Genomic DNA, 13,667 nt, shown 5'->3' with positions numbered 1-13,667 from the left:
GTCGGAGCGGCCCACCACCCGGGGCCGCCAGGAATGCAGGGCGAAGGAGCCGTAGATGTCGATAGCTGGAGCCGCAACGGCGGGGGGACCCAGACGCAAGGACCGGACCCACTACCTCTACCTCGCCGTGATCGCCGCCGTGATCGCGGGCGTGGTGGTCGGACTGGTCGCCCCCGGCTTCGCCGTGGAGCTGAAGCCGGTCGGCACCGGCTTCGTCAACCTGATCAAGATGATGATCAGTCCCGTGATCTTCTGCACCATCGTGCTGGGCATCGGCTCGGTCACCAAGGCGGCGCAGGTCGGCAAGGTCGGCGGCCTGGCCGTCGGATACTTCCTCGCCATGTCCACCGTCGCGCTGGCCATCGGCATGGTCGTCGGCAACCTGCTGGAGCCCGGCGGCGGCCTGCACCTGACCGCCGCGCTCGCCAAGTCCGGCCACGCCCAGGCGGCCGCCGGCGCGGCCCAGTCGACCACCGACTTCCTGCTGGGGATGATCCCCGACACCCTGTTCTCCGCCCTCACCCAGGGCAAGGTGCTGCAGACCCTGCTGGTCGCACTGCTGGCCGGCTTCGCCCTGCAGGCGATGGGCCCGGCCGGTGCCCCGGTGCTGCGCGGCGTCGAGCACCTGCAGCGGCTGGTCTTCCGCGTCATGTCGATGATCATGTGGGTCGCGCCGATCGGCGCCTTCGGGGCCATGGCGGCGGTCGTCGGGGCCACCGGCACGGCCGCGCTGAAGAGCCTCGCCGTGATCATGGTGGGCTTCTACGTGACCTGCGCGCTCTTCGTCGTGGTGGTGCTCGGCGCGCTGCTGCGGCTGGTCGCCGGGATCAACGTGTTCGCGCTGCTCAAGTACCTCGGCCGCGAGTTCCTGCTGATCCTCTCGACCTCCTCCTCGGAGAGCGCGCTGCCCCGCCTGATCGCCAAGATGGAGCACCTGGGCGTCAGCCGCCCCGTCGTCGGCATCACCGTGCCGACCGGGTACAGCTTCAACCTGGACGGCACCGCGATCTACCTCACCATGGCCTCGATCTTCATCTCCGAGGCGATGGACAAGCCGATGTCGATCGGCGAGCAGATCTCGCTGCTGGTGTTCATGGTGATCGCCAGCAAGGGCGCGGCCGGGGTCACCGGCGCCGGGCTGGCCACCCTCGCGGGCGGGCTGCAGTCCCACAAGCCCGCACTGGTGGACGGGGTCGGCCTGATCGTCGGCATCGACCGCTTCATGTCCGAGGCCCGGGCACTCACCAACTTCGCGGGCAACGCCGTCGCCACCGTGCTGATCGGGCAGTGGACCGGTGAACTGGACGCCGAGCGCGCCCGCCGGGTCCTGGGCGGCGAGCTGCCCTTCGACGAACGGACCCTGGTCGACGCCCACGACACCCACGGTGCCCGCGACGCCCACGGTGCCCCGGGCACTGCCGAGCCCGCCCCGGAGCCGCTCCTTACGGCGGATCCGGCTCCCACCGCGCCCACCACGTCCAGCGCGTCCACCGCCGCCTGAGCGGCCGAGCCATGTTCCACTCCCCTGGTCCGGCGCCACCCGGGAGGCGGCGTCGGGCCAGGGGTTCCCGTTGTCCGTGGCCGGGCCAGGCCGGGCCGGGCGAGGCGAGGCTTCAGAACTCCTGTGAGCCACTGATGGCCCAGGCCACCCCGCTCGCGGGGTCCTCCAGCGCGAGGTGCAGATGGCGCAGGCCGGCCGCCGGCTCCTGCCAGGTGAAGCAGCGCATCCGGGCCACCAGGGCGTTCACCTCCACCCGGTCGGGGTCATCCGCGCCCGCCATCGCGCTCAGTGCCCGCCACAGCCCCAGCCGCCCGTGCGCGCCGCCGTGGGTGCGGCCGACCGCGGCGGCCTGCACCAGCGCCGGGTAGGCGAGCGCGAACGGCAGGTACCCGCCGACCACCCGCCGGCCCCGGGCCAGCACTGCGGCCGCCAACGGGGCCTGGCCGCGCACGCAGACCACCTCCGCCCACGGCGCGATCGCGGACAGCTCGGCCAGCGCCCGGGTGACCCGCTGGCCGCCCAGCCGGGCGCCCGGCTCCGGCAAGTCGACTTCGCCCAGTCCCTCCCGGCTGGACGGCAGCGTCAGCACCGCACTGCGCGCTCCCCCGCCGGGCAGGTACTCGCGCACCCGGGAGGGTTCGTCCCAGCCCGCCGCCTCCCACGGCTCAAGCCGCAGCGGCACGCCCTCCGGGTCGGGTTCGGCCCCGTACGACAGGTCCTCCCCGAGCAGTACCCGGGTGTGCGCGACCAGGCGGCGCACCGGGGCCGGACCGAGCAGCGGGGACAGCCGCAGCCAGGAGTGCCGGGTCGCCAGCACCTCCCAGATCGGACCGGCGTCGTGGTCGGCCACTCCGGCGGCCGTCCCCTCGCCGCCGTCCGCGTCGAACAGCCGGACGGCCAGTTCGGGTGGCGCCGCGTAGGCGATCAGGTGGCCGAGCGGCGCGGTCAGGGCCGCGGCAGCCCGCTCCCCGGCCTGCGCGACAGCCGCCGCCCGGCCCTGCCGGTAGGCGGCGAGCAGCTCGGGCCAGCGGCCGTCCTCGGCCAGGGCGCGCAGGCGGTGGTCGTCGTCCGTGATCACGATTTTCAGCGTACGGGCCGGGGTGGCGCATCGGCCGACTTGTCGTCGGTTCGGTGCGTCGGACGTCGGGGACCGGTCGGATGCCTCCTGTGCGGGCCGGGGGCTCAGGGATCCACCCGGCACCGAAGCTCCGACCCGGCGTCAGGCTCCATGTCCGCGCTCAGGCTCCGTGCCGGCGCTCGTGCTCCAGGACGGCGCGCAGTCGGCGGTGGGCGCGGCGACGGGTGACGGCCAGGGTGCTGCGGTGCAGGCCGAGAAGGTCGGCGGCCTCGTCGACGGAGTAGCCGTGGAGATCCACCAGCACCACCGCGCGGGCCTGCTTGGCGGTCAGGAAACCGAGCAGCCGGACCACCTCCCACCGCGCCTGAAGCTCGGCCAGTCCGCCGGACACCGGCTCCGGCTCGGAGCGACCGCGCTCTGCCGGCTCGGCCTGCTCGGGCACCTCCGGCAGCGGGACCCGGCGGCGCTCGCGGCGCCACTGGTCGCGCAGGATGTTGGTCATCGTGGTGAACACGTAGGCGTAGGGCTGCGGATGGCTGAGGAACCGCTCCGGGCGGCGGGCGATCCGCAGGTAGGCGTCGTGGACGACGTCCCCGGCCGCGAGCGGGCTGCCGGTGAGCGTCGCAGCGGCGTGGTGGAGTTTGGGCAGGAGGTCGGTGAACGCTCGGTTGAAATCCGCGGATTGGCGTTCGGTGGGAGCCGTTCCGAGCTCCTTGCCCCGCCCGCCCAGGTATCGTCTGCTGCAATCCGCCATGCCGCTCTCCCCGGAAATCGGCACTCCGTACGCCCAGTTGGGTCGGTTCGACCCGCTGAGCAGGTTGTGACACGGGTCACATCATAGATCGCCCCCTCACTCTGCGCAGTGATTCGTGTGCAACTGGTCGCCCAGCGGACGCGGCAGTCAAACACAGAGCGAGAGGCGGCCGCCAGCTGACAGCTGACAGATGACAGATGACAAGTAACAGATAACAGATTTCGAAATCTGTTATCTGTTACTTGTTCGCATGCCCGTTGCAGCCGCCCAGAGACGAACGCCGAATCCGCTCAGCCGGCCGCCGTCACCCGCACCCGCATCGGGCTGGCCGCCCGCAGGGTGATGCCCATGGAGAGCGCCACCCGCCGGTCCACCGGCTCCACCTCGAAGTCCCGCAGCAGTACCCCGAGCGTCAGCACCGCCTCCAGCATCGAGAAGTGCTGCCCGATGCACGCTCGCGGTCCCCCGCCGAACGGGAACCAGGCGTACCGGTGCCGGGCCTTCTCCTCCTCCGGCAGGAACCGGTCCGGGTCGAAGCGCTCCGGGTCCACCCAGTGGTCCGGGTGCCGGTGGGTGACCAGTGGCGCGACCATGACCTGGGCCCCTGCCGGGATGACGTGCCCGTCGATGACCGTCTCCTCGACCGCCCGCCGCCCGACCAGCGCCGCCGCCGGGAAGAGCCGCATCGCCTCCTTGAGCACCCGGGTGACGTACGGCAGCCGCTCCAGGTCCGCCGCCGTGGGCGCCCGCCCCGCGAGGACGGTCCGCGCCTCCTGCTGCGCGAGTTTGCGCTGCTCCGGATGCTTGGCCAGCAGGTGCAGCGCGAAGGCCAGTGAGGTGGCCGTGGTCTCGTGACCGGCGAGGAGGAACACCAGGACCTGGTCCCGGAGTTCGGACGGATCCAGCCGCTCGCCGGCCTCGCCGCGGGCCCGCCCGAACAGCGTCAGCAGGTCGTCCGCGTCCTCGTCGCCGCCGCGCGCGGCCCGCTCGGCGATGATCCGGTCACAGATCCCGTACAGCGCTCGCTGCGCCTCGGCGCCGCGCCGGTTGCCGGGTGTCGGCCAGCTGCGCGGCAGCCGGACGGGGGCGAAGCCGCGTTCCTTCACGTACTCGCCGAGCACCGGGAAGCTGCGGTTCACCACCTCCACCGCCTCCTCGACGTCGGCGCCGAAGAGGATCCGCGCCACCGCACGCAGCGCGAACCGCGACATCTCCTCCGCCGCGTCCACCACCCCGCCCGGTACGCTCCGCCACCGCTCGGTGAGCGCCTGCGCCTCCTCGGCGAGCGCGTCGGCGTAGCCGTCGACCCGGCGCCGGGTGAACAGCGGCTGGATCAGCCGGCGCTGGAGCTGGTACTCACCGTCCTGGCTGGTCAGCAGCCCGTTGCCGACGCTGGCCCGCAGCTCGTCGTAGAACGCGTTCTCCTTGCGGAAGTTGGCCGCCTCGCTGCCCAGCACCTGGTGGACGCCGTCGGGCGAGAACACGCCGTAGAACTCGACGCGCAGACCGGGCGGCCCGGCCTGGAAGCGCACCACGTCGCCGTAGTCACGACGGGCCGCGAGGTAGGTGCGCAGTGGACGGCGGGTGAGGTCGAACAGCGACCCGACCAGCGGGTTCCCGGCCGGCCCCGGTATGGCGGCTGTGGTGGTCATCGGCACTCCTTCTGCGCTGGCGAGTACGGCGCTGGCGACCTCCCAACCTTACTGACGGGTATTCAGCTGCGGAAGTGATAGGGGAAGGCCGCCGAACGGCGGGTGCGGACCACGCGCACCCGCCCCCGACCGGAATCGCCCCGCTCACTCGTACTCGGTGCCGCCCTTGCGGGTCAGATACGCGTCGCTGACCACCTTGGCGATCGCCCGTCCGCCCAACACCGGGCTCCAGCGCTCGGTCACCGGCCGGATCACCACGCCCTCGCGCAGGTGGAGTTCGCGCCCGGAGTGGGTCTCCTTTCCCTGGGCGTACGCCAGCACCGTCCCGGTGTCGAACGGCCCGCGCCACAGCTCGGTCACCAACGGCAGGGTGTCTTCCAGCAGTTCGGCGGCGGGCAGCCAGGTCAGCTGTCCGTCGATCACGGCCGACACGTCGAACGCGGCGTACCCGGGCCGCCCGCCGCGTGCGGACACCCCGTACGTCAGGTCCTGGACGCCCTCGCCGAACACCTCGCCGAAGATGCCGACCCGCTCGGCGCCCAGTCGCTCGGCGAGCCGGGCCGCCACCGCCGGGATGTCGTACGCGCGCACCGTCCGCCAGTACAGGTTGCGCCCGTCCTCGACCAGTGCGAACCCCTGCGCGCCGAGCCCCTTGGAGGAGACCTGCACCTCGCCGGTCGCGGCGGTGTACGTGACCAGGCAGCAACTGCCGTGCAGCTTCTCGGTGAGCACCACCGGCTCGCCGGGCTCGAACACGTCGGGGTGGCGCTTGAGGTTCTCGACGTCCACCCAGGGCAGCAGGTCCGGTGCGCTGACCACCTCGCCGTTCATCGACGTGGGCACCGGCGGCTGCCACTTGACGATGCCGAGCAGCTCGGCGAAGTCCTCGTCCCGGTCGGCGGCCCCGGCCAGATCGGTGTCGCCGAGCGCGGCGGGCCGGCAGACGATGCCCTGGGAGAGCTCCCCGCGCAGCCGTACCGCCTTCACCCGGTCCGCCCGCGAGCCGGCCAGCTTGCCGGTCAGCCCGAGCTCATCAATCAACTGCTCGGGGAGGACGGCTTGTTCGGGGATGTAGAGGGCGTAGTCACCGCTTCGGTAGACACCCTTCGCCACCACGGCCCGGTAGAGGCCGACCTGTGCCAGCTCCAGAGCGTCGGCGTTCGGGTGCTCAAGGATGACGAGCCTCTCGGCGGTGACTCGAAGTGTGGACATGGCGGACTCCCTCCCCGGGCTCGATCGTGGGCCCGCCCGACACGACCGCTCATCGGTCGTACGGCCGGGCTGCGCACACTCTGTCCCCTTCACCAGCCTCGACGCGACGGGTTTTCCCGGCGGGACCGAAGCCTGCCACCGCTTCCGACCGCAGCCGCCGCGTCCGGGGCGCCCGGACGGCCCGGGCGGCCCGGACCGCCCGCGCCGCTTGGTTCTATCCATCCCGTCCATGCCGTCCATGCCGTCCATGCCGTTTGAGCCTTCCCACAGCGGCCCCGAGCCGCTCGTCGCAGCCCGTCTGTGCGAAGTGACAGGGGATTTATCACTCGCATTTGCGGCACTATGATCGCCGTAATGGCCGCACCTGCGGTCCGGCCCCGCGCCCGCGCCCCTTCCGGCGCGAACCCTGGAGGGGAAGCCCCGATGAGCACCCGCACCACCGCCACCCGCAGACTCGCCGTCGCCGCCACGGCGGCCCTCGTCCTCAGCCTCGGCGCCACCGCCTGCAGCAGCGGCGGCTCCTCCTCGACTGCGGGCAGCAGCGCGAGCAGCACCAGCACCGTGGCCGCCACGGGCGGCGCCACCGGCACCGGCGACGTCCCGAAGGCCCACGGCTCCGTCACCGTCTTCGCCGCAGCCTCCCTCAAGGAGACCTTCACCGACCTCGGCAAGAAGTTCGAGGCCGCCAACCCGGGCACCAAGGTCTCGTTCAACTTCGGCGGCAGCTCCGCCCTCGCCGCCAGCATCAACTCCGGTGCCCCGGCGGACGTGTTCGCCGCCGCCAGCCCGGCCACCATGAAGACCGTCACCGACGCGGGCGGTGCCAGTGGCGAGCCAAAGACCTTCGTGAAGAACACCCTCACCATCGCCGTGCCCAAGGGCAACCCCAAGCACATCGCGGGCCTGAAGGACCTCACCGCCTCCGGCGTGAAGGTCGCGCTCTGCGCGAAGGAGGTGCCCTGCGGCGCCGCCGCCCAGACCGCGCTGAAGGCCGCGGGCCTCAGCCTGACGCCGGTCACCTTGGAGCAGGACGTCAAGGGCGCCCTCACCAAGGTCGAGCTCGGCGAGGTCGACGCCTCACTCGTGTACAAGACCGATGTGCGCTCCGATGCTGCGAAGATCGACGGCGTGGACTTCCCCGAGGCCGACAAGGCCGTGAACGACTACCCGATCGCCGCGCTCGCCAAGGCCCCGAACAAGGACGGCGCCGCCGCCTTCGTGGCGTACATCCAGTCGCCCGAGGCCAAGCAGGTGCTGACCGCGGCGGGCTTCCAGGCGCCGTGAGGGACCGCACCACCACCGGCCGCGACGGTTCTACCGGCCGCGACGGCCCCACCGGCCGCGACGGCTCCACGGGCCGGGGCACACCGGCGGCCGCAGGACCCGCGAGGGCCCTGACGCGCCGCCGCAGGGGCGCGCACCGCGTCCCGGTCACGCTGCTGCTCCCGGCGCTGCTCGGTCTGGCGTTCCTGACCCTCCCGCTGGTGGGATTGCTGGTCCGGGCGCCGTGGAGCGGTCTGTCCGAGCAGCTCACCAGCGACGCCGTCTGGGAGGCCCTCCGGCTGTCGCTGATCTGCGCGACCGCCGCCACCGCGGTCTCGCTGGTGCTCGGCGTCCCGCTGGCCTGGCTGCTCGCCCGCACCGAGCTGCCGGGCCGGCGGGTGGTCCGGGCGCTGGTGACCCTGCCGCTGGTGCTACCCCCGGTGGTCGGCGGCGTGGCGCTGCTGCTGGTGCTCGGGCGGCGCGGGATCGTCGGCTCCTGGCTGGACTCCGCCTTCGGCATCACCCTGCCCTTCACCACCACCGGCGTCGTGATCGCCGAGGCCTTCGTGGCGATGCCCTTCCTGGTGATCAGCGTCGAGGGCGCGCTGCGGGCGGCCGACCCCCGCTACGAGGAGGCGGCCGCGACGCTGGGGGCCTCCCGGCTGACGGCGTTCCGCCGGGTCACCCTGCCGATGATCGCACCGGGGATCGCCGCCGGCGCCGTACTGGCCTGGGCCCGGGCGCTCGGCGAGTTCGGCGCGACGATCACCTTCGCGGGCAACTTCCCCGGCCGCACCCAGACCATGCCGCTGGCCGTCTACCTGGCCATGGAGTCCGACCCGCAGGCTGCGATCGCCCTCTCGCTGGTCCTGCTCGCGGTCTCCGTCGCCGTCCTGGTCGGCCTGCGCGACCGCTGGATGTCGACGACCCCGTAGCGGCCCCCGCGGAGCCGACCCGGACGGCGACTACGAAGCCGACTCCGACGCCGATCCCGACGCCGGCCCTGGAGCCGGCCCAGAAAGCCCCGGAACCAGCCCCTGACCCGGAAGCGCAGAGCCGAAATGCGGAGTCGATGAGCACGATGAGTACCTCGAGCACCGCGAGCACCGCGAACGCGAAGAGCGCCCCGGGCCCCGCCCTGGACGCCCGCCTCCGGGTCGAGCGTGCCGCGTTCACCCTCGACCTCGCACTCACCGCCGCCCCCGGCGAGGTGATCGCGCTGCTCGGTCCGAACGGCGCCGGCAAGTCGACCGCGCTGCGCGCCCTGGCCGGACTGCTCCCGCTCACCGGCGGCCACCTGCGACTGGACGGCCGGGTGTTGGAGGAACCGGCCCGACACCTGCACATTCCGGCCGAGGAGCGGCCGGTCGGCGTGGTGTTCCAGGACTACCTGCTGTTCCCTCACCTCAGCGCGCTCGAGAACGTCGCCTTCGGTCCGCGCTGCCAGGGCCGTCCCAAGCGCGAGGCCCGGGCCGAGGCGGCGGCCTGGCTGGACCGGATGGGCCTGGCCGAGTACGCCTCCGTGCGCCCCGGCCGGCTCTCCGGCGGGCAGGCGCAGCGGGTGGCTCTCGCCCGCGCGCTGGCCGTCCGCCCCCGGCTGCTCCTGCTGGACGAGCCGCTGGCCGCCCTGGACGCCCGTACCCGGCTCGACGTCCGGGCCCGACTCCGCCGTCACCTGGTCGAGTTCGAGGCGGTGGCGGTGCTCGTCACGCACGACCCGCTGGACGCCATGGTGCTGGCCGACCGGCTGGTGGTGATCGAGGACGGCCGGGAGGTGCAGTCCGGCAGACCGGCGGAGGTCGCCCGGCGGCCGCGCACCGACTACATCGCCCGTCTGGTCGGATTGAACCTGTACCAGGGCCGGGCGGAGGGCACCCGGGTCACCCTGCCGGAGGGCACGGTCGTGGTCACCGCCGAGGAGCTGAGCGGCCCGGCCTTCGTGGCGTTCCCGCCCTCCGCCGTGACGCTGCACCGGGATCGGCCCCAGTCCAGCGCGCGCAACCTGTGGCAGGTCGAGGTCACCGGCCTGGACCTGCACGGCGACCAGGTGCGCGCCGAGCTGGCCGGGAGCCTGCCGATGGCCGCCGACCTCACCCCGGCGGCGGTCGCGGAACTGGGGCTGGCGCCGGGGTCGACGGTCTGGGCCTCGGTCAAGGCCACTCAGGCCCACGCCTACCCGGCCTGACCCCGCGGCAGCCCGACGACCCGATGGCCCGGCCGCCCGACGGCACCGCTGCGAGGCGCCACGCGGAAGGGACGACTCCCGGGACGCTGCTCGGGAGCCGTCAGCCCCGGAGCCGCTACTCCAAGAACGGCTGCGCCCAGGGCCGTCACTCCGAGGGCTCGACGAACCCCGACTCGTACGCCGCGATCACCGCCTGGGTGCGGTCCCGCGCGCCGAGCTTCGCCAGCACACTGCTGACGTGCGTCTTCACCGTCTGTACCCCGAGGAACAGTTGTTCGGCGATCTCCCCGTTGCTGAGCCCGCGTGCCATCAGCCGCAGCACCTCCGCCTCGCGCTCGGTCAGCGCCGCCCGGGTCATCGCGGCGCGGGCGGCGGGGTTGCCGTGCCCGTTTGCCAGGCGGCGGATCGCGGCCGGGAACAGCAGCGACTCACCCGCCGCCGCGAGCCGGACCGCGTGGGCGATCTCGGCCGGGCGGGAGCGCTTGAGCAGGAAGCCGTCGGCGCCCGCGCGCAGCGCCTGGTACACGTAGTCGTCGTTCTCGAAGGTGGTCACCACCAGGATCCGCGGCGGCCGCTGCCCGGAGCCGTCGGGGCGCAGCAGTTCGCGGGTGGCGGCCAGGCCGTCCAGGACGGGCATCCGGACGTCCATCAGCACCACGTGCGGGCGCAGCGCGCGGGCCAGTGCCACCGCCTCCGCGCCGTCGGCGGCCTCGCCGACCACCCGCAGGTCGCCCTGGGCCTCCAGGACGGCGCGCATTCCGGCCCGGACCAGGTCCTCGTCGTCGGCGAGCAGGATGTCGACCGGGCCGGTGGCCACGCTCCGACGGCCGTTTCCAAGATCGTTCGTCACGGGCCCAAGCGTAGGGGCAGCCGCACGTCGAGCACCCATGCCCCGGCCCCATCCCCGGTCCCATCGCCGTTCCCGTCGCCGTTCCCGTCGGCGTCCCCGGCGGTGGACGGCCCGGCGGTGGACGGCCCGGCGGTGGCCACGCCGCCGAGCAGGACGGCGCGCTCGCGGATGCCGCGCAGCCCCTTGCCGCCCTTGCGCGGGGCGCCCCGACCCGCCGCCGACACCAGGCGGTTGGCGCAGCGCAGCTCCAAGTGCCCGTCCCGGACGGCTATCCGGACGTCGACGGGCTCGCCGGGCGCGTACTTGAGCGCGTTGGTGACGCCCTCCTGGACGATCCGGTAGGACTCCCGCGAGAGCACTCCGGGCAGCACGCCGGTCGGCACCTCGATGCGTGCCTCGATCGGGTTGCCGGCCGCGCGGGCGGTGTCGAACAGGGCGGGCAGCTGGTCGACGCCGGGCTGTTCGGTGGCCGCGCCGCCGGCGGCTCCCGCCGGGGTCTCGCGCAGCAGGACGAGGGTGCGTTCGAGGTCCTCCATGGCCTGCCGCCCGGTCTCCTCGATGACTTCGAGTGCCTTGGCGACGAAGGCCGCGTCCCCGACCTCCCGCGCCGCTCCGGCCTGAAGGACCGTCACGGTCAGGGCATGGCCGATGGAGTCGTGCAGCTCGCGGGCCAACCGGTTGCGCTCCAGCAGCCGTTCGGCCCGCAGCTCCGCCTCCGCCAGCCGCTCGGCCGGGGACGGCCCCAGCAACCGTGCGGCCATGGCGAGTTGCAGGCGTCCGGCCCAGACCACCAGCCAGCCGTAGCCGAGGGCCAGGAGCGGGGCGAGCGGGAGGTACCAGAAGGCGCGCGGTCCGGTCAGCAGGTCGAAGGCGGGGGCGAGTCCGAAGACGATCGCGAAGCCGACCGCCGAGCCGAACGCCACCCGCCCGATCAACCAGCCCGCGGTGCGCCGCCGGTCCGTCCAGGTACGGGAGGGTTCCACGCCGATGTCCTCCTCGCGGTCGGGCACCAGCAGGAGCCGCGCCTGAACGCCCTCGGCCCGGCGCGCCGCGGGGATGAGCGCGACCAGCACGAGCAGTACCGCGTCCAGGCAGACGGCCTTCGTCAGGATCGCGCCGAGGCTCGTCTGGAACGTCCCCGGATAGATCATCAGGACGACGCCGGCGAAGATCCATCCGACCAGCAGGTGCAGCAGCCGGGCGTAGGTGGCACCGGCCACCAGCGGCGCGAGGGCCCTGGGCGGCACGTACCCGGCTTCTCCGCCCCGGCGCGGCCGGAGCCGGGGCGCGGTCATTCGTGGCATCGGGCCATCCTGCCAGGTCAAGGGTGTTCCCGTGCTCCCCCGGCGGGTTGCCGGGTGCTCCCTCCCGGGAGGGAGCCGCGTCCCCGCCCCGGCGGGATCCGCTCGCCCGCCCGCTCCGGTCGAATGGGACCACCGCCCGGAACACGGGCGGTGACCACTGCGAGGACGGGAGGGCGGCCGTGATCGAGATCCAGGGCCTGACCAAGGAGTACGACGGCCGACGGGTCGTCGACGACCTGTCGTTCGAGGTCCGGCCCGGCGTGGTGACCGGATTCCTCGGCCCGAACGGCGCCGGCAAGAGCACCACCATGCGGCTGATCCTCGGCCTGGACCACCCCACCGCCGGGCACGCCCTGGTCGGCGGCCGCCGGTACGCCGAACTCGCCGCGCCGCTTCGGCAGGTCGGCGCACTGCTGGACGCCCACGCCCTGCACGGCGGCCGGACGGCGCAGGGCCACCTGCGCTGGATCGCCGCGAGCAACGGCCTGTCGCGGCGGCGGGTCGGCGAGGTGCTGGCCCAGGTCGGGCTGGCGGAGGCGGCCGAGCGCCGGATCCGGGGCTTCTCGCTCGGGATGCGCCAGCGCCTCGGGGTTGCGGCGGCCCTGCTCGGCGACCCGCAGGTGCTGCTGCTGGACGAACCGGTCAACGGCCTGGACCCGGAGGGCATCCGCTGGATCCGCACACTGCTGCGCGACCTGGCGGCCGAGGGCCGGGCGGTGCTGGTCTCCTCCCACCTGATGACCGAAATGGCGCTCACCGCCGACCACTTGGTGGTGATCGGACGAGGTCGGCTGCTCGCGGACGCCGCCACCTCCGAGTTCCTCGACCGCCACGGCCGCAGCCGGATCAGGGTCCGCGCCGTGGACGCGGGCAAGCTGGCGGCCCTGCTCGGCGGGAGCGGCCACGGCCTCGACGCCGTCGAAGTCGGCGGCGGCGCCTGGGAGGTGACCGGCGCCGAACCCGAGCGGATCGCGGCGCTCGCCGCCGCCAACGGCGTGGTGCTGTACGAGATCGCGGTCCAACAGGACTCGCTGGAGGAGGCGTTCATGCGGATGACCGCCGAGAGCGTCGAGTACCGCGCGGAGGCCACCGCATGAGACCGCGGTGGTACGCCGTCGACGCCTTCCGGGCGGAGCGGATCAAGCTCACCACGCTCCGCTCGCTCTGGCTCCCGCCGCTGTTCGCCGTCCTGCTCACCGTCGGCACCACCACGGCCGTCGGCGCCGCCCTCGGCGGCAGGGACCACACCATCACCGACGACCCGGGCGTCGGCGTCTTCTACGGGCTCAACTTCGGCCAGGCGGCCCTGGTGGCCTTCGGCGTACTGCTGATCGGCCAGGAGTTCAACACCCGGATGCTCGACGTCTCGCTCACCGCCGTCCCCCGGCGGAGCCGCCTCTCCGGCGCCAAGCTGGCGTTGGGCGCGCTGGTCGGCCTCGGGGCGGGCGCGCTCGGCACGGCGGGCGCCTTCGCCGGATACGCGGCGACCACGCCCGGCGGCTGGCACGGCCCCGCCTTCGCGCGAGCGGTCACGGCCGGAGTGCTGTACCCGGCGCTGCTGGTGGTGTTCTGCCTCGGGGCGACCGCGCTGCTGGGCAACCTCACCGCCGCCATAGGCCTGTTGGGCCCGACGGTGTTCCTGCTCTCGCCGCTGCTGGCCGGCGTGCCGGGAGTTCGCCAGGTGGTCCAGTTCCTTCCCGACCGGGCCGGCCAGTACGCGCTGCACTACGCCGACGACCCGCAGGTCGCGTTCGGGCACTGGACCGGGCTGCTGATCATGGCGCTCTGGACGGCGCTGGCGGCGTACGGCGGCCTACGGGCCGTGCGGCGGGCCGAGTGACTGCGGCGCTAAGTGACTGTGAACCAAG

General features: G+C 73.5%; 12 protein-coding genes. 6 read left to right on the top strand and 6 right to left on the bottom strand.

The annotated features are described in order from the left end of the window. Positions 1-55: 55 nt before the first annotated feature. Entirely contained in the window at positions 56-1,501 is a 1,446-nt protein-coding gene (locus tag ACZ4WV_RS16955) for a cation:dicarboxylate symporter family transporter (RefSeq protein ID WP_465747321.1), read from the top strand. Between the two features lie 112 nt (positions 1,502-1,613). Here ACZ4WV_RS16955 and ACZ4WV_RS16950 read toward each other — a convergent pair whose 3' ends face one another. From ACZ4WV_RS16950 to ACZ4WV_RS16935, 4 genes are all read right to left on the bottom strand, one after another. Then, positions 1,614-2,579, bottom strand: coding sequence for a hypothetical protein (locus tag ACZ4WV_RS16950; protein ID WP_465747319.1), 966 nt, complete (start codon positions 2,577-2,579; stop codon positions 1,614-1,616). 160 nt (positions 2,580-2,739) lie between these two features. Then, a complete protein-coding gene (locus ACZ4WV_RS16945; RefSeq protein WP_465747318.1) occupies positions 2,740-3,333 on the bottom strand; it encodes an RNA polymerase sigma factor in 594 nt (197 codons plus the stop codon). Positions 3,334-3,623: 290 nt separating this feature from the next. Further along, a complete protein-coding gene (locus tag ACZ4WV_RS16940; protein WP_465747316.1) occupies positions 3,624-4,985 on the bottom strand; it encodes a cytochrome P450 in 1,362 nt (453 codons plus the stop codon). Positions 4,986-5,129: 144 nt separating this feature from the next. Beyond that, positions 5,130-6,197: an RNA ligase (ATP) gene (locus ACZ4WV_RS16935; protein WP_465747314.1), complete on the bottom strand. Its 1,068-nt coding sequence runs from the start codon at positions 6,195-6,197 to the stop codon at positions 5,130-5,132. Between the two features lie 423 nt (positions 6,198-6,620). Here ACZ4WV_RS16935 and modA point away from each other — a divergent pair, with 423 nt between their 5' ends. The 3 genes from modA to ACZ4WV_RS16920 all read left to right on the top strand — a co-directional run bounded on the left by modA (position 6,621) and on the right by ACZ4WV_RS16920 (position 9,645). Next, positions 6,621-7,481, top strand: a complete 861-nt coding sequence (gene modA / locus ACZ4WV_RS16930; protein WP_465747312.1) for a molybdate ABC transporter substrate-binding protein — start codon at positions 6,621-6,623, stop codon at positions 7,479-7,481. Positions 7,482-7,591: 110 nt separating this feature from the next. Next, on the top strand, positions 7,592-8,395 hold the full coding sequence (locus ACZ4WV_RS16925; RefSeq protein WP_465747484.1) for an ABC transporter permease: 804 nt from the start codon (positions 7,592-7,594) through the stop codon (positions 8,393-8,395). Positions 8,396-8,541: 146 nt separating this feature from the next. Next, positions 8,542-9,645 carry an ABC transporter ATP-binding protein gene (locus ACZ4WV_RS16920; protein ID WP_465747310.1) on the top strand — a complete coding sequence of 368 codons (1,104 nt, stop codon included), beginning with the start codon at positions 8,542-8,544 and terminating at the stop codon, positions 9,643-9,645. A gap of 145 nt (positions 9,646-9,790) precedes the next feature. On the opposite strand, the gene ACZ4WV_RS16915 is transcribed toward ACZ4WV_RS16920, so the two are convergent. Then, positions 9,791-10,495 carry a response regulator transcription factor gene (locus ACZ4WV_RS16915; protein WP_465747308.1) on the bottom strand — a complete coding sequence of 235 codons (705 nt, stop codon included), beginning with the start codon at positions 10,493-10,495 and terminating at the stop codon, positions 9,791-9,793. Further along, positions 10,492-11,799 carry a sensor histidine kinase gene (locus ACZ4WV_RS16910; RefSeq protein WP_465747306.1) on the bottom strand — a complete coding sequence of 436 codons (1,308 nt, stop codon included), beginning with the start codon at positions 11,797-11,799 and terminating at the stop codon, positions 10,492-10,494. Before ACZ4WV_RS16910 ends, ACZ4WV_RS16915 begins: the two co-directional genes overlap by 4 nt. Before the next feature lie 179 nt (positions 11,800-11,978). Here ACZ4WV_RS16910 and ACZ4WV_RS16905 point away from each other — a divergent pair, with 179 nt between their 5' ends. Together ACZ4WV_RS16905 and ACZ4WV_RS16900 are read left to right on the top strand one after the other, a co-directional pair. Continuing rightward, positions 11,979-12,896 (top strand): ABC transporter ATP-binding protein, encoded by a 918-nt coding sequence (locus ACZ4WV_RS16905; protein WP_465747304.1) that lies wholly within the window; start codon positions 11,979-11,981, stop codon positions 12,894-12,896. Next, complete coding sequence (locus tag ACZ4WV_RS16900; protein WP_465747303.1) at positions 12,893-13,639, top strand: hypothetical protein; 747 nt, start codon at positions 12,893-12,895, stop codon at positions 13,637-13,639. The genes ACZ4WV_RS16905 and ACZ4WV_RS16900 overlap by 4 nt, the downstream gene beginning before the upstream one ends. Positions 13,640-13,667 lie beyond the last annotated feature (28 nt).

The organism is Kitasatospora sp. NPDC029312 (assembly GCF_055569215.1).
Note: the sequence above shows the minus strand (reverse complement) of the source record. Positions and strands in the feature narration are given on the sequence as shown.